Source organism: Acidovorax sp. YS12 (assembly GCA_021496925.1).
Lineage (GTDB): Bacteria > Pseudomonadota > Gammaproteobacteria > Burkholderiales > Burkholderiaceae_C > Paenacidovorax.
The window spans coordinates 3,600,939-3,622,165 of sequence record CP053915.1; the positions used below are offsets into that span (position 1 = coordinate 3,600,939).

Consider the following 21,227-nt stretch of genomic DNA (forward strand, 5'->3'; position numbering starts at 1 on the left):
ACCCCATGGCCGTCAAATCCGCCGCCCCCTACCACTTCCCGCCGCAGGACACGGTGGACAAGTTCCCCGCGCCGCTGCTCTACATCGGCTGGGAGGACCACAAGATGTTCTGCGCCCCGTTCTGCGTGCCCATGCCGCCGGCCATGAAGTTCGGCGAGGTGGTGCAGGGCGCGCTGCCCGGCATGTTCGGCGCGCACCCCGACTTCGCGCACATCGACTGGAACCAGGCAGAGTGGTTCGTCTCGGGCCGGCCCTTCGTGCCCGACATGGACAAGACCCTGGCCGAGAACGGCCTGGGCCACAAGAGCGCGATCCGCTTCCGCACGCCGGGCCTCACGGGCATCCGGGGTAGTGGGTTCTGAAGAGCGAAGCAGCACGCCGGCCCTGTCCTGGCGGGGCTGGCGCGGCGGGTCCGCCCGCCTTGGCCCTCCCCCGGCGGGGGAGGGGTTTTTGAATAAAAACCGCCGCAAACCCTTGTACAGCAAGCGCAAGCAGCTATTGTTTTTGAAAGCATCGAGAGCGCCATGAGCTACCAGCTCACCATAGAACCCCTGGGCCAGGTGGTCGACGTCGAGGAAGGCCAGACCCTGCTGGACGCCGCGCTGCGCGCCGGCATCTACCTGCCCCACGCCTGCTGCCACGGCCTGTGCGGCACCTGCAAGGTGCAGGTGACCGACGGCGAGATCGACCACGGCGAGGCCAGCGGCTTCGCGCTGATGGACTACGAGCGCGACGAGGGCCAGTGCCTGGCCTGCTGCGCCACGCTGGTGTCCGACAGCGTGGTGATCGAGGCCGAGATCGACGAGGAGCCCGACGCGCGCAACCTGCCGGTGCGGGACTTTGCCGGCACCGTCTCGCGCATCGAAAGCCTCACGCCCACCATCAAGGGCGTGTGGATCGAGCTCGACGCGCCCATCGACTTCCAGGCCGGGCAGTACGTCACTCTGCACATCCCCGGCGAGAGCCAGCCGCGCGCCTTCTCCATCGCCAGCAGCCCGGCGCAGTCGGGCGAGATCGAGCTGAACATCCGCCTCGTGCCCGGCGGCAAGGGCACGGGCTGGGTGCACCAGCACCTGAAGGCGGGCGAGCGCGTGCGCGTCAGCGGCCCCTACGGGCGCTTCTTCGTGCGCGCCTCGGCGCACCACGGCGAGGCGCTGGGCTACCTGTTCCTGGCGGGCGGCTCCGGCCTGTCGAGCCCGCGCTCGATGGTGCTGGACCTGCTGGCCCAGGGGGGCGACGCGCCCATCACCCTGGTCAACGGCGCGCGCGGCCAGGACGAGCTGTACCACCATGACGAGTTCCTGCGCCTCGCCGAGGAGCACCCGCGCTTCACCTACGTCGCCGCGCTCTCGGGCGAGCCCGAGGACAGCGGCTGGCAGGGCGCGCGCGGCTTCGTGCACGAGGCCGCCAAGGCGCATTTCAACAACGACTTCCGCGGCCGCAAGGCCTACCTGTGCGGCCCGCCGCTGATGATTGACGCCTGCATCACCACGCTGATGCAGGGCCGCCTGTTCGAGCGCGACATCTACACCGAGAAGTTCATCTCGGCCGCCGACGCGCAGCAGGTGCGCAGCCCGCTGTTCAAGAAGATCTGAGCCATGCGCGCCGCCGGGCTAGAACTCATGCACCACGTCCAGGAAGGCCCTGAGCGTGGGCGAGGCGTCGCCGCTGCGGTACAGGCAGCTCAGCTCCAGTTCCTTGAGCCGGGCGCTGCGCAGCGGCCGGAACTCCACGCCCGGCAGGCGCAGGCTGGCCGCCGACTGCGTGGTGATCGCCGCGCCGAAGCCCGCCGAGACCAGGGCCACGGCCGTGACCACGTCCTCCACCTCCTGCTCCACGCGCATGCGCACGCCCTCGGCGCGGAAGGCGTCGGCCACCTCCTGCGCCAGCCCGCGCAGCGGCACGTTGGGGTAGAGGATCAGCGGCACGCCGTCCAGGTCCTGCAGGCGGATGGCCGGGCGCGCCGCCAGCGCGTGCGACGCCGCGATGGCCACCACCAGCGGCTCGCGCAGCACCGTCTCGACGGTGATGCCGTCCTCCTCGGGCACCAGGCGGTTGAAGCCCACGGTGATGCGGCGCTCGCGCAGCGCCTGCAGCTGCGCGTCCTTGGTCAGGTTGTGCAGCACGATCTTCACCTCGGGCCGCGCCTGGTGGAAGCGCGCCAGGATGCGTGGAATCACGTCCAGCACGCCCGAGCCGAACAGCCCCACGTCGAGCCGCCCGATCAGCCCCTGGCCGGCCAGGCGCGTGCGCTCGGCCGCCTGCTGCGCCAGCGCGAGCAGGTTGGGCGCCTCCTCCAGCAGCGTGCGGCCGGCCTCGGTCAGCGTCACGCCCTTGGGCGTGCGCACGAACAGCGGCACGCCGATCTTTTCCTCCAGCGCCTGGATGTGCCGCGTCAGCGGCGGCTGCGACAGGTGCAGCCGGGCCGCAGCGCGGCCGATGTGGCCCTCTTCGGCCACGGCGAGGAAGTGGCGCATGTCACGCAGGTCCATGGAGGTCTTTCCGGCAGGAAGTGTGAATACGGAAATGGTATCGGATCGCCGGAAAAATGGTATTGGACGGTATCGGGTTGCCTCCCTATCGTTGCGCGCATTTCCCATCCGAAGCGGAGGCCGCCCTTGTCACACTCTTCCCCGTCCCCCGATTCTCCGCAGGCCGGTGCGGCCCCGCGCGCCGTCACGGTGCTGATTGCGCGCCGCGTCGCGCCCGGGGCCGTGGCCGGCTTCGAGGCCGCCATGCAGGGCATGCTGGCCGCGGCCAACGGCTTCGCCGGGCACCTCGGCGGGCAACTGGTGCCGCCCGAAGAGGCTGGCGACGGCGCCGAGCCGTTGCTCTACCACGTCGTCTTCGCCTTCGACAGCGAGGCCCACCTGGCCGCCTGGCAGTCCTCGCCCGAGCGCGCGCACTGGCTGGCGCAGGTGGCGCCGCACACCGTGGGCGTGCAGCAACTACGCCGCGTCAGCGGGCTCGACTACTGGTTCGCCCGGCCCGGCGCCACCACCCGCACCGCGCCGCCGCGCTGGAAGGTGGCGGTGGTCACGTGGCTGGGCATCTTCCCCACCGTGCTGCTGCTGTTCCTGACCGTGGCGCCGCTGCTGGAGCACTGGCTGCTGGTGCCGCGCGTCATGGTCATCACCGCGCTGGTGGTGCTGCTCATGACCTGGGTGGTCGCGCCGCGCCTGACGCGCTGGCTCGATCCCTGGCTGCACGCGAAGTGATGCGACACCCCCCTGAGCGGCTGCGCCGCTTCCCCCCGCTCTCGCCACGCTGCGCGTGGCGGGCAGGGGGACGCCGCCAGCGCGGCGGGGCGGCCCTTGCGCGGCGTCCGCTGGCCTGGGCCGCGCCGGTTGCATGGGCTGCGGGTGGCGGCATGGAGACCACGCGCATGGCCCCTGTGGCATGTGGTTTTTTGATGCTGAAAAAGTATTGGAATAGCCGAAAAATGGTATTGGACGGCATTGAGACGCCGCCCTATCGTTACACCCATCACCACAGGCACCCCGCGCGATGAGGGTGCCGTGAAGGAGACAAGTCCCATGCAGAAATTCGATATTTGCATCGAGAACACCGGCGAGCACTACGCCTGCGCGGACAGCCGTTCCGTGCTCGAAGGCATGGAGGCGCTGGGCAGGAAAGGCATTCCCGTGGGCTGCCGCCAGGGCGGCTGCGGCGTGTGCAAGGTGCAGGTGCTCGAAGGCCGGTTCGTGCGCCGCGTGATGAGCCGCGCGCACGTCAGCGCCGAGGAGGAGTCCGAGGGCTGCGTGCTGTCGTGCCGCATCTACCCGAGCAGCGATCTGCGCGTCAACGTCATCGGCGCGATGAAGAAAAACGTATGCCGCCCGGCGGCGGCATCCCTTCCCCCCAATCCATGAACCAACCAACGTAAAGGAGACAAATCATGGCAATGACAGGTGTTTTGCGCCCAGGGCACGCACAGATCCGCGTGCTGGACCTGGAGGAATCGGTGAAGTGGTACACCGACGTCATGGGCCTCATGCCCATGGGCCGCGACGCGCAGGGCCGCGCGTACTTCAAGACCCGCTCCGAGCGCGACCACAACAGCGTCGTCCTGCGCCAGGCCGACGAGGCGGGCATCGACTTCTTCGCCTTCAAGGTGCTCGACGACGCCACGCTGGCCGACCTGGAGCGCAAGCTGCAGGCCCACGGCGTGGCCACCGAGCGCATCCCCGCCGGCGAGCTCATGGAGACCGGCGAGCGCGTGCGCTTCAAGATCCCCACGGGCCACACCATCGAGCTGTACGCGCAGAAAACCGCCGTGGGCAACACCACCGGCTGCTTCGACCCCGAGGTGGACGTGATCGACGGCCCCGGCCTGCGCCCCATCCGCATGGACCACTGCCTGCTCTACGGCGGCGACATCGACGGCAACGTCAAGCTGTTCACCGAGGTGCTGGGCTTCTCCATGGTCGAGCGCGTGAAGCTGGAAGACGGCCAGACCGACCTGGCCGTGTGGCTCACCTGCAGCGCCAAGGCGCACGACATCGCCTTCGTGCGCCACGCCGAGGACGGCAAGCTGCACCACCTGTCGTTCCAGATGCCGAGCTGGGAGAGCGTGCTGCGCGCGGCCGACATCATGAGCATCAACCGCGTCTCGATCGACATCGGTCCCACGCGCCACGGCATCACGCAGGGCACGACGATCTATTTCTTCGACCCCAGCGGCAACCGCCTGGAGACCTTCTGCGGCGGCTATGACCACTACCCCGACATGCAGCACATCACCTGGAGCTGGGAAAACGTGGGGCGCGGCATCTTCTACCACGACCGCAAGCTCAACGACGCCTTCCTGAGCGTGGTGACCTGATGCAGCGCAGCGTCGAACAGCGCGCCATCACCGCCGAGGCGGCGCACGCGGCGGTGGCCGCCGCCGTGGCCAAGGCGGGCGAGCTGGGCATCCGCGTGAACGCGGCGGTGACCGACGCCTCGGGCGTGCTCGCCGCCTTCCTGCGCATGCCCGGCGCCTTCCTGCACTCGGTGGACATCGCCATCGACAAGGCCTACACGGCCGCGGGCTTCGGCTTCGCCACCGCGCAGTGGGCCGGCATTTTGCAGGGCGACGAGGCGCTGCGCCTGGGCATGCCCCAGCGCGCGCGCAACGTGGTCTTCGGCGGCGGCCTGCCGGTGCGCGAGGGCGGGGTGCTCATCGGCGGCATCGGCGTCTCGGGCGGCAGCGCCGATCAGGACGAAATCTGTGCCCGCGCCGCGCTGGCGGCGCTGGGCCTCGAAGAAACATAAGGAACCCACAGCATGAAGACCACACACATCGCCGCAGCGGCCCTGGCCCTGCTGGCCGCCGCCGGCGCGCACGCCGACGGCCACTACGTGCCCGGCGTGGAGGGCATCCAGGCGGCCAGCGTGCCGCCCCCGGGCATGTACTACCTGGGCTACCTGGTGAACTACAGCATCGACGACTTCCGCGCGCCGGGCAGCAGCGACAACCTGCCGGGCCACAACAGCGGCACCGTCACGGCGCTGGCCAACCGCTTCGTCTGGGTCACCGACTACACGCTGCTCGGCGCCAACTACGGCGTGGAGGCCATCGTGCCGGTGATGCGCACCTCGCTCACCATCAACGCGGCCGGCATCTCCGACTCGCGCTCGGGCCTGGGCGACGTGTACCTCGGCCCGCTGGTACTGGGCTGGCACGGCCCGCAGTGGGACGCCGTGGCCGCCGCCGGCATGTGGTTCGACAACGCCAGCACCAGCCACCCGGCCTCGCCCGGCAAGGGCTTCAGGAGCACCATGCTCACGGGCGGGCTGACCTACTACTTCGACGGCGCCAAGACGCTCTCGGGCGCGGCGCTGGTGCGCTACGAGTTCAACGGCAAGAACAGCGCGGGCTACCGCCCCGGCGACCAGCTGACGCTGGAGTGGGGCCTGGGCAAGTCGTTCGGCGCCGTGTCGGCGGGCCTGGTGGGCTACAGCCAGTGGCAGACCACGAACGACAGCGGCCCCGGCGCCAGCAGCGACAAGGCCGCGCGCCACGCCGTGGGCGCCGAACTGGTCTACCCCGTGCCGGGTGCGGGCGTGTTCCTCAAGGGCGCGCTCTACAAGGAAGTGAGCGCCAAGGCGGGCACGGGGCCGCAGGCCAAGGGCTCGCTGCTGCGCTTCACCCTGGTTAAAGCGTTTTGACCCCCCTGAGCCGCTTCGCGTCTTCCCCCCTCTCTCTACGCGCTGCGCGCTACGGGATGGGGGACGCAGCCCGCGCGGCGGGGCGGCCCTTGCGCGGCTGCCCTGGCTTGGGCCGTGCGAGTTTCATGCGCCGTGCGCAATGCGTGCCGTCCCATGCCGCACAGGTGTTCAATTTCCCGGCAACAGAGCAATGACATGAAAGAGTTCCTCAACTTCATCAACGGCGAATACGTTCGCGGCACCAGCGGCAAGACGTTTGACGACATCAACCCGGTCGATGGCAGCGTCATCGGCCGCATCCATGAAGCGGGCCCGGGCGAGGTCGATGCGGCCGTGGCCGCCGCGCGCGCCGCGCTCCAGGGCGACTGGGGGCGCCTGGCGGTGGTGGAGCGCTGCAAGCTGCTCGACGCCGTGGCGGGCGAGATCAACCGCCGCTTCGACGACTTCCTGCAGGCCGAAATCGCCGACACGGGCAAGCCGCACCACCTGGCCTCGCACGTCGACATTCCGCGCGGCGCGGCCAACTTCCAGATCTTCATCGACACCATCAAGAGCACGGCCACCGAGTCGTTCAACATGCGCACGCCCGACGGCAAGACCGCCCTGAGCTACGGCGTGCGCGTGCCGCGCGGCGTCATCGCCGTGGTGTGCCCGTGGAACCTGCCGCTGCTGCTCATGACCTGGAAGGTCGGCCCGGCGCTGGCCTGCGGCAACACCGTGGTCGTCAAGCCCAGCGAGGAAACCCCGGCCACCGCCACGCTGCTGGGCGAGGTGATGAACGCGGTGGGCATGCCCAAGGGCGTCTACAACGTGGTGCACGGCTTCGGCCCGGGCTCGGCGGGCGAATTCCTCACGCGCCACCCGGGCGTGAACGGCATCACCTTCACCGGCGAGACACGCACCGGCACTGCCATCATGAAGGCCGCGGCCGACGGCGTGCGCCCCGTGTCGCTGGAGATGGGCGGCAAGAACGCCGCCGTGGTGTTCGCCGACTGCGACTTCCAGGTGGCCGTGGACACGCTCACGCGCTCGTGCTTCGAGAACGCGGGCCAGGTCTGCCTGGGCACCGAGCGCGTGTACGTCGAGCGCCCGATCTTCGAGAAGCTCGTGGCCGCCTTGAAGGAGCGCGCCGAGGGCATGAAGCCCGGCCTGCCATTCGACAAGGACACCAAGATCGGCCCGCTCATCAGCAAGAAGCACCAGGCCAAGGTGCTGGGCCTGTACAAGACGGCCAAGGACGAGGGCGCCACCATCGTCACCGGCGGCGGCATTCCCGACATGCCCGAGGCGCTCCAGAACGGTTCCTGGGTGCAGCCCACCATCTGGACCGGCCTGCCCGAGACCGCCACCGTGGTCACCGAGGAAATCTTCGGCCCCTGCTGCCACATCAGCCCCTTCGACACCGAGGAGGAAGTGCTCGCCAAGGTCAACGCCAACCGCTACGGCCTGGCTACGGCCGTGTTCACGCAGGACATCTCGCGCGCCAACCGCCTGGCGCACCGCATCGAGGTCGGCCTGTGCTGGATCAACGCCTGGTTCCTGCGCGATTTGCGCACGCCCTTCGGCGGCTCCAAGCAGTCCGGCATCGGCCGCGAGGGCGGCGTGCACTCGCTGGAGTTCTATACCGACCTGCGCAACGTGATGGTGAAGTTTTAGGCAAAAAGTGGCTCTGGCGCTTGTGCATCAAGCGCTGGCAGCTCCTGAAAGCATAGCGTTTCAGCCGTGCCGGCCCATCGCACCGAATTTCCTTTCCTAGCCGATTGATCCCCATGAACACTTCTTTGCACGCCCCACTGGGCGACGAGCTCTACCAAGCCCTGACCCAGTGCCAGGTGCTGGAGCCCCTGACCAGCCGCCACCCCGACCTCACCATCGAAGACGCCTACTCCATCCAGCAGCAGATGATGGCGCGCCGCCTGGCCGCTGGCGAGAAAGTGGTGGGCAAGAAGATCGGCGTCACCTCCAAGGCGGTGATGGACATGCTCGGCGTGTACCAGCCAGACTTCGGCTGGCTCACCGACGCCATGGTCTACAACGAGGGCGAGGCCATCCCCGCCAACACGCTGATCCAGCCCAAGGCCGAGGGCGAGATCGCCTTCGTGCTGAAGAAAACGCTCAAGGGCCCCGGCGTCACCGCCGCCGACGTGCTCGCCGCCACCGAGGGCGTGATGGCCTGCTTCGAGATCGTCGATTCGCGCATCCGCGACTGGAAGATCAAGATCCAGGACACCGTGGCCGACAACGCGAGCTGCGGCGTCTTCGTGCTCGGCGACCGCCTGGTCGATCCGCGCGACGTCGATCTGGGCACCTGCGGCATGGTGCTGGAGAAGAACGGCGAGATCGTCGCCACCGGCGCGGGTGCCGCCGCGCTGGGCCACCCGGCCAACGCCGTGGCGTGGCTGGCCAACACGCTGGGCCGCCTGGGCATCGCGCTGGAGGCGGGCGAGGTGGTGCTGTCGGGCTCGCTGGGCATCATGGTGCCGGTGAAGGCGGGCGACAACCTGCGCGTGGCCATCGGCGGCATCGGCGGCTGCTCGGTGCGCTTCGTCTGAGGGCGCGCGGCATGGACTTGCAATTGAACGGCAAGCGCGCGCTGGTCACGGGCTCCACGGCGGGCATCGGCTTCGCCATTGCCTGCGAACTGGCGCGCGAGGGCGCGGCCGTGGTGCTCAACGGGCGCGACGCGGCGCGCGTGGCCCAGGCCGTGCAGCGCCTGCAGGCGCTGGTGCCCGGCGCCAACGCGCGCGGCACGGCCGCCGACCTGTCCACCGCCGAGGGCTGCGGCCTGCTGGCCCAGGACTGCGCGGGCGTGGACATCCTGGTCAACAACTTCGGCATCTTCGACCCGCGGCCCTTCGAGGCCATCGGCGACGGCGAGTGGCAGCGCTTCTTCGACGCCAACGTGATGAGCGGCGTGCGCCTGGCGCGCGCGCTGCTGCCCGCCATGCAGGCGGCGGGCTGGGGCCGCGTGGTGTTCATCAACAGCGAGTCCGGCGTCAACCCGCCGACCGAGATGCTCCATTACGGCATGAGCAAGGCGGCGCAGCTCTCCGTCTCGCGCGGGCTGGCGCAGCACTGCGCGGGCACGGGCGTGACGGTGAACGCCGTGCTGCCCGGCCCGACGAAAACCGAAGGCGTGGGCGCGTTCTTCGCCAAGCTGGCGGCCGAGCAGGGCGTGGACCTGGCGGAGGCCGAGCGGCGCTTTTTCGCCCAGGCGCGCCCCACCTCGCTGCTGCGCCGCTTCATCGACCCGTCCGAGGTGGCCGCACTGGTCGCCTACGTCTGCAGCCCGCGCTCCGCCGCCACCAATGGCGCGGCGCTGCGGGTGGAGGGCGGCATTCTTTCCTCGATCTGCTGACCTTTCTTCAAGGATTCCCCATGAGCCAAAAAATCAAATGCGCCCTGATCGGGCCGGGCAACATCGGCACCGACCTGCTCGCCAAGCTGCAGCGCAGCCCGGTGCTGGAGCCCGTCTGGATGGTGGGCATCGACCCCGAATCCGACGGCCTGAAGCGCGCGCGAGAGATGGGCATCAAGACCACCGCCGAGGGCGTGGACGGCCTGGTGCCGCACATGCAGGCCGACGGCGTGCAGATCGTCTTCGACGCCACCAGCGCCTACGTGCACGCCGAGAACTCGCGCAAGGTCAACGCGCAGGGCGCGCTGATGATCGACCTCACGCCCGCCGCCATCGGCCCGTACTGCGTGCCGCCCGTCAACCTCAAGGAGCACGTGGGCCAGGGCGAGATGAACGTCAACATGGTCACCTGCGGTGGCCAGGCCACCATCCCCATGGTGGCGGCGGTGAGCCGCGTGCAGCCCGTGGCGTATGGCGAGATCGTCGCCACCGTCTCCAGCCGCTCGGCCGGGCCGGGCACGCGCAAGAACATCGACGAGTTCACGCGCACCACGGCCGGCGCCATCGAGCGCGTGGGCGGCGCGAAGAAGGGCAAGGCCATCATCGTCATCAACCCGGCCGACCCGCCGCTCATCATGCGCGACACCGTGCACTGCCTCACCGAGGGCGAGCCCGACCAGGCGGCCATCACCGCCTCCATCCACGCCATGCTGGCCGAGGTGCAGAAGTACGTGCCGGGCTACAAGCTGGTCAACGGCCCGGTGTTCGACGGCAACCGCGTCTCGGTCTTTCTCGAAGTGGAAGGCCTGGGCGACTACCTGCCCAAGTACGCCGGCAACCTCGACATCATGACCGCCGCCGCCGCGCGCACCGCCGAGATGTTCGCCGAGGAAATGCTCGCCGGCCGTCTCACCCTGCAGGCCGCCTGAAGGAGAACCCCACCATGACCAAACAACACATCACCCTGCACGACATGACGCTGCGCGACGGCATGCACCCCAAGCGCCACCTGATGACGCTGGAGCAGATGAAGAGCGTGGCCCAGGGCCTGGACGCGGCCGGCGTGCCGCTGATCGAAGTGACCCACGGCGACGGCCTGGGCGGAGCCTCGGTCAACTACGGCTTTCCCGCGCACAGCGACGAGGAATACCTGGGCACCGTGATCCCCCTCATGAAGCAGGCCAAGGTCTCGGCCCTGCTGCTGCCGGGCATCGGCACCGTGGACCACCTGAAGATGGCGCACGGCCTGGGCGTGCACACCATCCGCGTGGCCACGCACTGCACCGAGGCCGACGTGAGCGAGCAGCACATCACCATGGCGCGCAAGCTCGACATGGACACGGTGGGCTTTTTGATGATGGCGCACATGAACAGCGCCGACGGCCTCGTCAAGCAGGCCCGGCTCATGGAAGGCTACGGCGCCAACTGCATCTACGTGACCGACTCGGCCGGCTACCTGCTGCCCGACCAGGTGAAGGAACGCATCGCCGCCGTGCGTGCGGCCCTGAAGCCCGAGACCGAGCTGGGCTTCCACGGCCACCACAACCTGGCCATGGGCGTGGCCAACTCCATCGCCGCCATCGAAGCCGGTGCCAACCGCATCGACGCGGCCAGCGCCGGGCTGGGCGCGGGTGCGGGCAATACGCCCATGGAAGTGCTGGTGGCCGTGCTCGACCGCATGGGCTACGAGACGGGCGTGGACGTGTGGAAGATCCAGGACGTGGCCGACGACCTCGTGGTGCCGCTGATGGACTTCCCCATCCGCATCGACCGCGACGCGCTCACGCTGGGCTACGCGGGCGTGTACGGCAGCTTCCTGCTGTTCGCCAAGCGGGCCGAGAAGAAGTACGGCATTCCGGCGCGCGACCTGCTGGTCGAGCTGGGCCGGCGCGGCATGGTGGGCGGGCAGGAGGACATGATCGAGGACACCGCGCTGACCATGGCGCGCGAACGCGGCCTGCGGGCCGCCTGACGGAGCCGGCGCCATGGCGACCGCCGTGCTCGTGGCCCTGGGGGCACTGTTGTTGGCGCTGCTGTGCCTGGCCGTGCGGCAGGGTGCGCGGCCCGCCGCGCGCAAGCCGCTGGAGCAGGTGGACCGGCACGCGCTCGACGTGGCGGTGAACAACGCCAGCGTGCTGTCCTCGTTCACGCGCGTGGTGGCCGGGGCGCGCACGCAGTCCGCCGTGCTCGCCAGCCTGCGCGAAGGCGTGCAGGCGCTGGCGCAGAGCGTGGACACGGTGGCCGAGGCGGCCGCCACCACCTGCGGCGAGGTCGATTCCATGCACGCGCTGACCCTGCGCGGCGATGCCCTGCTGCAGGAAACCCTGCAGCGCATCGCCTCGCTGGAGCAGTCCGCAAACGGGCTGGAGGCGCGTTTCCGCGAGGTGCGCCAGCACACCGGCGATATCGAGGGCATCGTCGCCATGATCCAGAACGTGGCCATGCAGACCCACCTGCTGTCGCTCAACGCCGCCGTCGAGGCGGCGCGGGCGGGCGAGCAGGGGCGCGGCTTTGCCGTGGTGGCGGACGAGGTGCGCCGGCTGGCCGGGCACACGCGCGAATCCACCGGGCAGATCCGCCAGATGATCGCCGGCATCACCGCCAGCACCGAGGCGGCCAACCAGTTCCTGCAGACGGTGCTCGGCGACATCCAGGGCAGCGTGCAGCGCACGCACGAGACCGCCGACGCGCTGGCCGGCATCCGCGAGCGTTCGGGCCGCACGCTGCAGGCGGCCAGCGACATGGCCGCAGCCGCGCAGACCCAGGGCGGCACGAGCCAGCGCCTGGTGCAGGACGCCGAGGCGCTGTCCGCCGCCGCGCGCGAGTCGGTCGAGTGGGTGGGCCAGAGCAACGCGCAGCTGCGCGTGGTGCAGGGGCTGATCGGCCAGCTCAAGCGCGAGACCTCGGGCCTGCTGCCCGGCGGCAACCCGGCGGGGCGGCTGGCCGACGGCATCGAAGAGCTGCGCGCCTGCAACATCCTGGTGATGAACGCCGACACCGCCGCCGAGGTGGCCCCGGTGGTCGAGCGCATCGCGCAGATCGACCGGCAGATGGACGCCGCCTGGGCAGCGCTGCAGCGCGCGGGCCGGGGCGAGGCCGGCGGTCCGTTCGCCGCTGCGCTGCGCGACTACCGCAGCGTGCGCGGCCAGGTGCTGGCGCTGGCCGCGCAGGGGCGTTTCGACGAAGTACGCGCCCTGGTGCCGCAACAGGTACGCCCGGCCTACGACCGCGTCAAGGCCGCGCTGGCGCGGCTCGACGCACCGGCACCGGGCACGCGGGTGGCCGCCTGGCTGCGCCGCGCCAGCGGGGCGGCGGCATGAAGCGGCGCGAACTCTTGGCCGCGGGCGCGGCCTTCGGCGCCCTGGGCGGCGTTGGCGCACGCGCGCAGAACGCGCCCCTGCGCGTGGCCTTGATTTCACCCGCCACGGGCGTGCTGTCGGCCTTCGGCGCCACCAACACCTACGTGCACGGGCTGTTCGCCGAGCGCCTGGCGGCCGGGCTGCCCACGCGCCACCTGGGCCAGCGCGCCGTCACGCTGGAGCTGTACGACGCGGCCTCGTCGCCCGCCAGGGCGGCCGAGATCGCGGCGGCGCTGGCCGCCAACGGCACGCACCTGGTGCTGGCCACGGCCACGCCGGAAATCTGCAACCCCGTGGCCGACGTGTGCGAGGCCGCGGGCGTGCCCTGCGTCACCTCGGTGGTGCCGTGGCAGGCCTGGTTCCACGGCCGCAAGGGCAACCCGAACAAGGGCTTTCAGTGGACGTTCCACTTCTTCGTCGGGCTGGAGGATTTCGCCGGCGTCTACGGCAGCCTGTTCGCCCGCGCTGGCCTGGGCCGCGTGGTGGGCGGCATCTGGCCCGACGATATCGACGGCCCGGCCTTCCGCGAAGCCATGCCGCAGGCCCTGGCGCAGCACCAGCTCACGCTGTTCGACACCGGCCGCCTGCAGCTCGCCGCGCCGGACTACACCGGCATCGCCACCCGGCTGCGCGACGCGGGCGTGCAGATGCTCACCGGCGTGCTGCCGCCGCCCGTGGCCCTGGCGTTCTTCGAGGCCGCGCGCAAGGTGGGCTACCAGCCGCGCATGGCGTCCATCGCCAAGGCGTTTCCGTTCCCCGACACGGCGGCCGCCATCAACGCACCCGGCATGGCGCTGACCAACGAGGTCTGGTGGTCACCGGCCTGGCCGTTTCGCTCGGGCTGGACGGGCGCCACCTCGCAGGAGGTGGCGCAGGAATACGAGCAGCGCACGCGCCAGCCCTGGGTGCAGACCCTGGGCTTCTCGCACGCGCTGGTTGATCTGGCGGCGCAGGCCGTCCAGGAGGCCGAAACCGCCACGCGGCAGGGCATCGTGCAGGCGCTACGCCGCGTGAAGGCGCGCACGGTGGTGGGCCCGCTGGGCTTCTCGGGCCGCTTTCCCGCACTCAACGTGTGCTCCACCCCCGCCGTTGGCGGCCAATGGCAGCGCGACGCGCAGGGCCGCTGGGTGCTGCAGGTGGTGGACAACACGCGCTCGCCCTTCATTCCCGTCACCACCCGCCTGCAAGTGGCGGGGGGCTGACCGGCTTTTCCCCTTTTTTTGTACCGATGGAAGCACGACACCATGGCACTTTCCCCCCAGACCATTGCTCAGCTCGCCGAGCACCTCGAAACCTGCCAGCTGCAGGCGCGCGACACGCCCAAGATCACCGACGACCATCCGCAGATGGACTGGGACGACGCCTACGCCATCCAGGACGCGATCCTGCAGCGCAAGCTGGCGCGCGGCGCGCGCGTGGTCGGCCTCAAGGCCGGCCTGACCTCGCACGCCAAGATGAAGCAGATGGGCGTGACCGAGCCGGTGTTCGGTTTCCTGGTCGATGAATACACCGTGGCCGAGGGTGCCACGGTGGACACGTCCGCGCTCATCCACCCCAAGGTGGAGCCCGAGATCGCCTTCGTGCTCAAGCACGCGCTCAAGGGGCCGGGCTGCCACATCGGCGCCGTGCTCGCGGCTACCGACTTCGTGCTGCCCGGCATCGAGGTCATCGACAGCCGCTACCGCGACTTCAAGTTCGACCTCAAGAGCGTGGTGGCCGACAACACCTCGGCCGCGCGCTTCGTGGTCGGCGGGCAGGCGCTGCGGCCTGAAGCCGTGGACCTGCGCACCGTCGGCATCGTGCTGGAGAAGAACGGCCAGCCCGTGGCCCTGGGCGCGGGCGCAGCCGTGCTGGGGCACCCGGCGGCGGCCATCGCCATGCTGGCCAACCACCTGGGCCGGCGCGGGCAGGAGATTCCGGCAGGCAGCCTGATCCTCTCGGGCGGCGTGACCGAGGCCGTGGCCGTGGCCGCCGGCGACAGCGTGAGCCTGCGCGTGCAGGGCATGGGCAGCGTGTCGCTGCGCTTCGCATAACCCCCGGCTTGAAAGGAGCCAACAGCCATGCCATTCGCACAGATCTATCTCATCGAAGGCCGCACCGAGGAACAGAAGAAGGCCGTGATCGAAAAAGTGAGCCAGGCGCTGGTTGAGGCCACCGGCGCGCCGATCGCCAACGTGCGCGTGTGGATTCAGGAGGTGCCCAAGGAGAACTGGGGGATCGCGGGGGTTAGTGCCAAGGAGTTGGGGCGGTAGTTTGGCGTCGGAAAGGCCTCTAGGGCTTGCTGGGTGAGCGCTGGCAGCTCTCTTTTTTGAGATTTTGCTGTGGGTTTGTTTCCCGGGGCCGGGACTCGCCCCGGCGGGCGACTCCCTTTTCTTGCTCGTGCAAGAAAAGGAAGCAAAAGAAGCACGCCCCTGCTGCCCGTATCCCCTGCGCTGCGCTCCGGGGCAGCCTGCGGTGCTCGGGCGCGGGGCGGTGCCGCGTAACTCACTGCGCGCTACGCGCTGCGTTCAAACAGACGCGGCAAGTCAGATCACGAAGCGCGTGTGTCCTTCGGCACACGCGCCCGCCCCACGCCCTGCGCTCCTCGGTACGGCCAGAAGGGGTTTGAAGCCCGCACACGGGCCATCGCTGCGCTCGGCCTGGCGCGCGCGGCGCGCAGCGCCTGCGTGCTGGGGGCCGAGCGCAGCGATGGCCCGGATCGTCTCCACCCCCTTTCAGGCTGCGCCTGGGGCGAGGCGGTGGTGGGGTGGCATGCGCGAAGTCGCGCATGCTTCGTGGTCTGACTCGCTGCGGCTGTTTGAGCGAAGCGCGTAGCGCGCAGCGAGTTCCGCAGCGCACCCCGCCAGCGTCTCGCCCCAGGTGTGCCCCGTAGCGCAGCGAAGGGGTCGCAGACTGCGGGGCGCGTTTCTTTGGGTACTTTCTTGCCGCGCAGCAAGAAAGTACCTCGCCCGCCGGGGCGAGTCCCGGCTCCGGGAAGCAACCCCACAAAAACACTACAAAAAAGAGAGCTGCAAGCGCTTGCCACACAAGCCCTAAAGCCCAATTTCACCTCAAATTCCACTGCACCACCATAGGCGCCCTCCGCGCAAACAGCTTCACATGCTCCTCGATGGTGAACCGCCCCTGCGCCAGCGCCTCGCCGGTCTGCGCCGTGCAGGCGAAGTGCAGCGCCTGCGCGTCGGCCCGCATCTCGCACACGCCCCAGGGGAATTCGGCGCGCCCCTGGTGCGCGTCGTATTGCACGGCGATCTTGCGGCTGAAGTGGTGGCACAGGCGCTGCAGCCAGCGGCTGGCTTCGGGGGTGGCCACGTGGCCTCGGGCATGGATCATGGGGTGTCGTCCGTCAAGGAAATGGCTTCGTCGGCCAGCACCAGCGGGTGGCCCAGCGAGCAATGCTCGATGCGCGCGCGCACGCCGTAGGCGCTGCGCAGCAGCGCGGGCGTGAGCACCTCGGCCGGGCGGCCCGCCGCGAGCAGGCGGTTATGCGGCTGGCCCTGGCCCAGCACCACGATGTGGTCGCAAAAGCGCAGTGCCAGGTTCAGGTCGTGCACGGCGACCAGCGCCAGCGCCTGGCCTTCGCGCACCAGCGCGCGCACGGCCTGCAGCACCTGCAACTGCCAGCGCAGGTCGAGCGCGCTGGTGGGTTCGTCGAGCAGCAGCAGGCGCGGCGCGCGCGCCAGCACCTGGGCCAGGCCGATCATCTGGCGCTGCCCGCCCGAGAGCTCGTTCAACGGGCGCAGCGCCAGCGCCTCCAGCCCCAGCGTGGCGAAGACGCGCGCGATGGCGGCCTCGCGCTGCGCGCCGCTCCAGTCGCCGCGGCTGGCGCGCAGCGCGCTCAGCAGGGCCTCGTAGGCCACGAGCGAGCTGGCCTGGGGCAGCGCCTGCGGCAGGTAGCCCACGCGGCGCAGGCGCTCGCGCGGGCCCAGCGTGGCCAGGTCGGTGCCGTCCAGCAGCACCTGCCCGCGCACCGGGCGCAGCCCGGCGATGGCCTTGAGCAGCGTGGACTTGCCCACCGCGTTCGGCCCTACGAGCGCCACCAGCGCGCCGGGCGCGATGCGTTCGAGGTGAAGCCCTTCGAGCACCGGCCGGCGCGGGTAGCCGGCGCCCAGGCCGCGCAGTTCCAGGCCGGCGCTCATGCATCCCTCCTGCGCGCGAGCACCAGGGCCATGAACAGGGGCACGCCCACCAGCGCGGTGATGATGCCGATGGGCAGCACCACGCCGGGCACCAGCGTCTTGCTGAGGATGGACGCGCCCGAGAGCATCAGCGCCCCGGCGAGCGCGCTGCCCGGCAGGTAGTAGCGGTGGTCCTCGCCCAGCAGCAGCCGCGCCATGTGCGGCCCCACCAGGCCGACGAAGCCGATGGTGCCGACGAACGACAGCGCCGTGGCCGCGAGCAGCGACACGCGCAGCAGCGTCACCAGGCGCAGCCGCTCCACCGCGATGCCGAAGCTGCGCGCCTGGTCCTCGCCCGCGCGCAGCGCCGTGAGCAGCCAGGCGCTGCGTGCCGACCACAGCGCGCACAGCAGCAGCACGCAGGCCACCAGGCCGATCTTGTTCCAGGTGGCGCGCGCCAGGCTGCCCATGGACCAGAACACGATCTGCTGCAGCGCGTTGCTGTCGGCGATGAACTGCATGAGCCACAGCAGCGCCTCGAAGGAAAACAGCAGCGCGATGCCGAACAGCACCACCGTGTCCACCGTGGCGCCGTAGCGCCAGGCGAGCAGCTGGATCAGCAGCGTGGCCGCCGCCGCGCCGGCGAAGGCCGAGAGCGGCACCGCCAGGTTCTCGCCGAAGGCCATGAGCGTGAAGCCGCCCACCACCGCCGCCGACGCGCCCACGGCGGCTGCGGCCGACAGGCCGAGCGTGAACGGGCTGGCCAGCGGGTTGTTCAGCGCCGTCTGCATCTCCGCGCCCGCCAGGCCCAGCGCCGCGCCGACCAGCAGCGCCATCACGGCGTAGGGCAGGCGCACCTCCCACAAAATGATGCGCTGCTCCAGCGGCAGCGCGGCGGGCCGCAGCAGCCCGGCCGCCACGTCGGCCAGCGGCATGCCCGAAGGGCCGGTGGCCAGGTCCAGCGCCAGCGTGGCGCACAGCGCCGCGGCCAGGGCGGCCAGCAGCCAGCGGCGCAGCGCGGCGAAGCGGCGGTAGCGCGCGGCCAGCGTCATGGCCGCAGCGCCGTCCAGTAGGTGCCTTCGAGCGCGATGGGCTGGAAGCGCTCGTACATCGTCTGCAGCGTGGCGCGCGGGTCGAGCCCGGCGAACAATTCGGGGTGCAGCCACTTGGCGAAGGCCTGCACGGCCACCACGTTGAACGGCGAGTTGTAGAAGTGGTGCCACATGGCGTAGGCGCGGCCTTCGCGCACGGCTTCGAGCTGCGCGATGCCGCGGCGCTGCACGGCGCGCGCCAGCGAGGCCTGCGCCGCCTCGGGCGTGGCGTCGGCGCCGAGCACCACGCGCAGCGGCGTCTTGTGCGCCGTGGCCAGCGCGCCGATGCCGGTGCCGATGTAGTAGCGCGGCTGGCGCGCGATCAGGAACTCGGGGTTCAGCGTGCCGGCCTCGCCGGGGATCAGGCCCTGGGCCACGTTGCGCGCGCCGGCGGCGTCGAGCAGCTTGCCCACCAGGCCGACCATGGTGTCGCAGCAGCCTTCGGACAGGCCGACGCGGTTTTCCAGGAACACCGTGGGCGCCTCGGGGCGCGCCTGGGCCAGGCGCTGCGTCACCAGCGCGAGCTGCGCGCGCCAGAACTGCACGAAAGCCTCAGCCTCGGCCCGCTTGCCCAGCACCTCGCCCAGCAACAGCATGCTGCGCGGCGTGTTCACCAGCGGGTCGTGGCGGAAGTCGATGAACACCACGGCCACGCCCGCGGCCTCCAGGCGTGCCAGGGTCTCGCGGTCGCGCTCGCTCGGGCCGTGGCCGCCGGCCAGGCCAAGGATGGCCACCTGGGGCCGCAGCGCGATGGCCTGTTCGTCGCTGAAGCTGCCGCTGCTGCCCCGGCCGACGCGCGGCACCTTGTCCACCTGCGGAAAGCGCCGCGCCCACTGCGCGTAGCCGGGCGCGTCCAGTTGCTCGAACTCGCCCATCATGGCGACGACGCGGCGCACCGGGTCGTCCTTGTCGAACACGGCCAGCGCGGGCAGCAGGCGCCCCTCGCCAAGCAGCACGCGATCGACCTGCGCGGGCACGCGCACGGTGCGGCCCGCGAGATCGGTGACGGTGACGGCGGCCGGCTGGGCCTGGGCCGTGGCGGCCAGCGCCAACAGGGCGCCGCTCAACCAGCGGCGCGCATGGAGCAAGAGAGAAAGCATGGCGGTAGACGGTGTTGCAAATCCGTCATTCTATTGAGAATGATTTGTATTAATTGGCATGGATTGCTAGCATCGCAGGTTTTGCCGCCGCCGGTGTTTGCCGCGCCAACGAAGATGTTTGTGCCGCCTGCACGCACCGTGCGCCGCGTTTGCCATGCCCGCCTTGTCCCCTCCCATGCCTGCCGACGTTCCCCAGCCTCCCGCGGATCCGGCGCTGCGCGCGCACCTGGCGCGCCTGCGCGAGCTGCGGCCCGGCCTGTGGCTGCACTGCGACGACGCGCACGACCCCTGCGACCTGACGGCGCAGGCCGAGATCGGCGTGGGCCTGCGCATGGTGGTGCTGCTCGACGGGGCGCTGGACGTGTCCTACGGCACCGCGCGCGTGGCGCTGTCGCACCACCGCGCTGGCGCCAGCGCGGCGCTGGTGGCCGTGGCCGAGCCGGACCGCTTCACGCGCCGCACGCGCCAGGGCGTGTACTCGCGCCGCATCAGCCTGGGGCTGTGCGGCGACTGGCTGGCGCAGGCCGGCGGCGACATGGCGGCGCCCGAGCTGGGGCAGTTCATGCGCCGCCACCTGGCCACGCGCCGCTGGCAGCTCTCGCCGCGCGCGGCGGCGCTGGCCGAGCAGATCGTGCGCCCGCCGCCGCTGGTGCCGCTGCTGCAGCACATGTACCTGGAAAGCCGCACGCTGGAGCTGGTGGGCGATGCCCTCGGCGCGCTGTGCCAGCATGCCGCGCCCGCCCCGGCGCTGCGCCCGCGCGAGCACCAGCGCCTGCGCGAGCTGCATGCCTTCCTGGCCTCGGGCCGGGCCGACGCGCTGTCGCTCGACGACATCGCGCGCCAGGCGGGCGTCAACGCCAACACCCTGCAGCGCCAGTTCCGCGCCGTCTATGGCACCACGGTGTTCGAGCACCTGCGCGAAGGCCGCCTGCAGCGCGCGCGCCAGGCGCTCGAGCGCGACGGCGTCACCGTCGGCCAGGCCGCGCTGGTGGCGGGCTACACCAGCGCCGCCAACTTCGCCACTGCGTACCGGCGGCGCTTCGGCACCCCGCCCAAGCTGGCGCGGGCGCGGGTGTAGAGGCCATTCACCCGCGCCTGCTGCGCGCCGCCCGGGGCGCAGACCGCGCCGCACGCGGGCTGGAGCTGCTGGACAAGGCGGCCGGGCGAGACGGATGCGGGATTTGGGGCGGCGAACGTGGGTGTCTGGCGCACACCGCCGTGAAGCCCTGCGCCGCCATAATCCGGCCATGCAGATCGCACCGCCCCTCCAGTCCCGCATTGCGGACATCTGCCGGCGCTACCACGTCCGCCGGCTGCAAATGTTCGGTTCGGCCGCCGTAGGGCAGGAGCGCCCCGACAGCGACGTGGACCTGCTGGTGGAGTTCATCCCTGGCGAGGCACCCAGCGGCTTTGCGCTGGTGGATATGCAGGACGAACTGTCCGCCGCCTTCGATGGCCGCCGGATCGACCTGGCGTTCCCTTCCGTGCTCGACAACCCGTTCCGGCGCCGTGCCATCGAGCCGCAGTTGCGTCCCCTGTTCCAATGATGGTGGATCGCACACCCGCGCATCTGGCCGACATGCTGCGATTCACGCAGGAGCTTCGCTCGCTCGCCACGGCACAGACGGCGGAAGATTTCGCGCGGCAACGCATCGTGTGCCTGGCGGTGGAAAAGCTGTTCATCAACCTGGGCGAGGCTGCCTGCCGCATCGATGCCCGGCGTACCGGGCAGATGCCGGACATTCCCTGGCGCAAGGTGATCGGCCTGCGCAACATCCTGGCGCATGGCTATGAACAGGTGGCGCACGAAATCCTGTTCAAGACCATTACCGATGACCTGCCCGCGCTGGAAGCCGCGCTGCGGCACGCGCTGGCCGCGCACTGAGAGCGGACGCCAGCGCTCGGCGCACGCGCGCCTTCCGTGATGCTCCTGAAAAAAGAGCTGCTGGCGCGCTCTGCCAAACGGTTTTCAAAGGATTTCACGCCTAAACCCTTACCAGCCAAGCGCCAGCAGCTCACTTTTCCATAGTTCCCCCGGGGTACGCCCCGCA

At 70.5% G+C, this 21,227-nt stretch carries 24 protein-coding genes; 19 read left to right on the top strand and 5 right to left on the bottom strand.

Features of this window, described 5'->3' with window-relative positions; all coding sequences use genetic code 11:
- Nucleotides 1–5: 5 nt before the first annotated feature.
- Complete coding sequence (locus tag YS110_16170; GenBank protein UJB66179.1) at nt 6–362, top strand: phenol hydroxylase; 357 nt, start codon at nt 6–8, stop codon at nt 360–362.
- Nucleotides 363–524: 162 nt separating this feature from the next.
- The gene (locus YS110_16175; GenBank protein UJB66180.1) at nt 525–1,595 is read left to right on the top strand and encodes a 2Fe-2S iron-sulfur cluster binding domain-containing protein; all 1,071 of its coding nucleotides are present in this window, start codon (nt 525–527) and stop codon (nt 1,593–1,595) included.
- 18 nt (nt 1,596–1,613) lie between these two features.
- On the opposite strand, the gene YS110_16180 is transcribed toward YS110_16175, so the two are convergent.
- Nucleotides 1,614–2,492 (bottom strand): LysR family transcriptional regulator, encoded by an 879-nt coding sequence (locus YS110_16180; GenBank protein UJB66181.1) that lies wholly within the window; start codon nt 2,490–2,492, stop codon nt 1,614–1,616.
- A gap of 126 nt (nt 2,493–2,618) precedes the next feature.
- Here YS110_16180 and YS110_16185 point away from each other — a divergent pair, with 126 nt between their 5' ends.
- The 14 genes from YS110_16185 to YS110_16250 all read left to right on the top strand — a co-directional run bounded on the left by YS110_16185 (nt 2,619) and on the right by YS110_16250 (nt 15,122).
- Nucleotides 2,619–3,218, top strand: coding sequence for a hypothetical protein (locus tag YS110_16185; protein UJB66182.1), 600 nt, complete (start codon nt 2,619–2,621; stop codon nt 3,216–3,218).
- Between the two features lie 318 nt (nt 3,219–3,536).
- Entirely contained in the window at nt 3,537–3,872 is a 336-nt protein-coding gene (locus tag YS110_16190; protein UJB66183.1) for a 2Fe-2S iron-sulfur cluster binding domain-containing protein, read from the top strand.
- 26 nt (nt 3,873–3,898) lie between these two features.
- Complete coding sequence (locus YS110_16195) at nt 3,899–4,825, top strand: catechol 2,3-dioxygenase (protein UJB66184.1); 927 nt, start codon at nt 3,899–3,901, stop codon at nt 4,823–4,825.
- Nucleotides 4,825–5,256 (top strand): heme-binding protein, encoded by a 432-nt coding sequence (locus YS110_16200; GenBank protein ID UJB66185.1) that lies wholly within the window; start codon nt 4,825–4,827, stop codon nt 5,254–5,256. The genes YS110_16195 and YS110_16200 overlap by 1 nt, the downstream gene beginning before the upstream one ends.
- Nucleotides 5,257–5,268: 12 nt before the next feature.
- Nucleotides 5,269–6,153 (top strand): transporter, encoded by an 885-nt coding sequence (locus YS110_16205; protein UJB66186.1) that lies wholly within the window; start codon nt 5,269–5,271, stop codon nt 6,151–6,153.
- 195 nt (nt 6,154–6,348) lie between these two features.
- On the top strand, nt 6,349–7,809 hold the full coding sequence (locus tag YS110_16210; protein ID UJB66187.1) for a 2-hydroxymuconic semialdehyde dehydrogenase: 1,461 nt from the start codon (nt 6,349–6,351) through the stop codon (nt 7,807–7,809).
- A 113-nt stretch (nt 7,810–7,922) separates the two neighbouring features.
- Nucleotides 7,923–8,705, top strand: a complete 783-nt coding sequence (gene dmpE, locus YS110_16215; GenBank protein ID UJB66188.1) for a 2-oxopent-4-enoate hydratase — start codon at nt 7,923–7,925, stop codon at nt 8,703–8,705.
- Nucleotides 8,706–8,716: 11 nt separating this feature from the next.
- Entirely contained in the window at nt 8,717–9,511 is a 795-nt protein-coding gene (locus YS110_16220) for an SDR family NAD(P)-dependent oxidoreductase (protein UJB66189.1), read from the top strand.
- A 20-nt stretch (nt 9,512–9,531) separates the two neighbouring features.
- Nucleotides 9,532–10,440, top strand: coding sequence for an acetaldehyde dehydrogenase (acetylating) (locus YS110_16225; GenBank protein ID UJB66190.1), 909 nt, complete (start codon nt 9,532–9,534; stop codon nt 10,438–10,440).
- A 14-nt stretch (nt 10,441–10,454) separates the two neighbouring features.
- Complete coding sequence (dmpG, locus tag YS110_16230) at nt 10,455–11,483, top strand: 4-hydroxy-2-oxovalerate aldolase (protein UJB66191.1); 1,029 nt, start codon at nt 10,455–10,457, stop codon at nt 11,481–11,483.
- Nucleotides 11,484–11,496: 13 nt separating this feature from the next.
- Nucleotides 11,497–12,831, top strand: coding sequence for an MCP four helix bundle domain-containing protein (locus YS110_16235; GenBank protein ID UJB66192.1), 1,335 nt, complete (start codon nt 11,497–11,499; stop codon nt 12,829–12,831).
- Complete coding sequence (locus YS110_16240; GenBank protein ID UJB66193.1) at nt 12,828–14,072, top strand: ABC transporter substrate-binding protein; 1,245 nt, start codon at nt 12,828–12,830, stop codon at nt 14,070–14,072. Before YS110_16235 ends, YS110_16240 begins: the two co-directional genes overlap by 4 nt.
- 42 nt (nt 14,073–14,114) lie before the next feature.
- Complete coding sequence (gene dmpH / locus YS110_16245) at nt 14,115–14,903, top strand: 2-oxo-3-hexenedioate decarboxylase (GenBank protein ID UJB66194.1); 789 nt, start codon at nt 14,115–14,117, stop codon at nt 14,901–14,903.
- A 27-nt stretch (nt 14,904–14,930) separates the two neighbouring features.
- Nucleotides 14,931–15,122, top strand: coding sequence for a 4-oxalocrotonate tautomerase family protein (locus YS110_16250; protein ID UJB66195.1), 192 nt, complete (start codon nt 14,931–14,933; stop codon nt 15,120–15,122).
- Between the two features lie 793 nt (nt 15,123–15,915).
- Here the strand turns inward: YS110_16250 and YS110_16255 are convergent.
- Genes YS110_16255 through YS110_16270 form a run of 4 tightly spaced genes read right to left on the bottom strand, consistent with a single transcriptional unit; the run spans nt 15,916 to nt 19,176 of the window.
- Nucleotides 15,916–16,200 carry a DUF2218 domain-containing protein gene (locus tag YS110_16255; protein ID UJB66196.1) on the bottom strand — a complete coding sequence of 95 codons (285 nt, stop codon included), beginning with the start codon at nt 16,198–16,200 and terminating at the stop codon, nt 15,916–15,918.
- Nucleotides 16,197–17,006: an ABC transporter ATP-binding protein gene (locus tag YS110_16260; GenBank protein ID UJB66197.1), complete on the bottom strand. Its 810-nt coding sequence runs from the start codon at nt 17,004–17,006 to the stop codon at nt 16,197–16,199. The genes YS110_16255 and YS110_16260 overlap by 4 nt, the downstream gene beginning before the upstream one ends.
- Nucleotides 17,003–18,037, bottom strand: a complete 1,035-nt coding sequence (locus YS110_16265) for an iron ABC transporter permease (protein ID UJB66198.1) — start codon at nt 18,035–18,037, stop codon at nt 17,003–17,005. Before YS110_16265 ends, YS110_16260 begins: the two co-directional genes overlap by 4 nt.
- On the bottom strand, nt 18,034–19,176 hold the full coding sequence (locus YS110_16270; GenBank protein UJB66199.1) for an ABC transporter substrate-binding protein: 1,143 nt from the start codon (nt 19,174–19,176) through the stop codon (nt 18,034–18,036). The genes YS110_16265 and YS110_16270 overlap by 4 nt, the downstream gene beginning before the upstream one ends.
- Nucleotides 19,177–19,351: 175 nt before the next feature.
- Here YS110_16270 and YS110_16275 point away from each other — a divergent pair, with 175 nt between their 5' ends.
- From YS110_16275 to YS110_16285, 3 genes are all read left to right on the top strand, one after another.
- Nucleotides 19,352–20,254, top strand: a complete 903-nt coding sequence (locus YS110_16275; GenBank protein UJB67490.1) for a helix-turn-helix transcriptional regulator — start codon at nt 19,352–19,354, stop codon at nt 20,252–20,254.
- A 169-nt stretch (nt 20,255–20,423) separates the two neighbouring features.
- Nucleotides 20,424–20,723: a nucleotidyltransferase domain-containing protein gene (locus YS110_16280; protein UJB66200.1), complete on the top strand. Its 300-nt coding sequence runs from the start codon at nt 20,424–20,426 to the stop codon at nt 20,721–20,723.
- A 32-nt stretch (nt 20,724–20,755) separates the two neighbouring features.
- The gene (locus YS110_16285; protein UJB66201.1) at nt 20,756–21,061 is read left to right on the top strand and encodes a DUF86 domain-containing protein; all 306 of its coding nucleotides are present in this window, start codon (nt 20,756–20,758) and stop codon (nt 21,059–21,061) included.
- Nucleotides 21,062–21,227 lie beyond the last annotated feature (166 nt).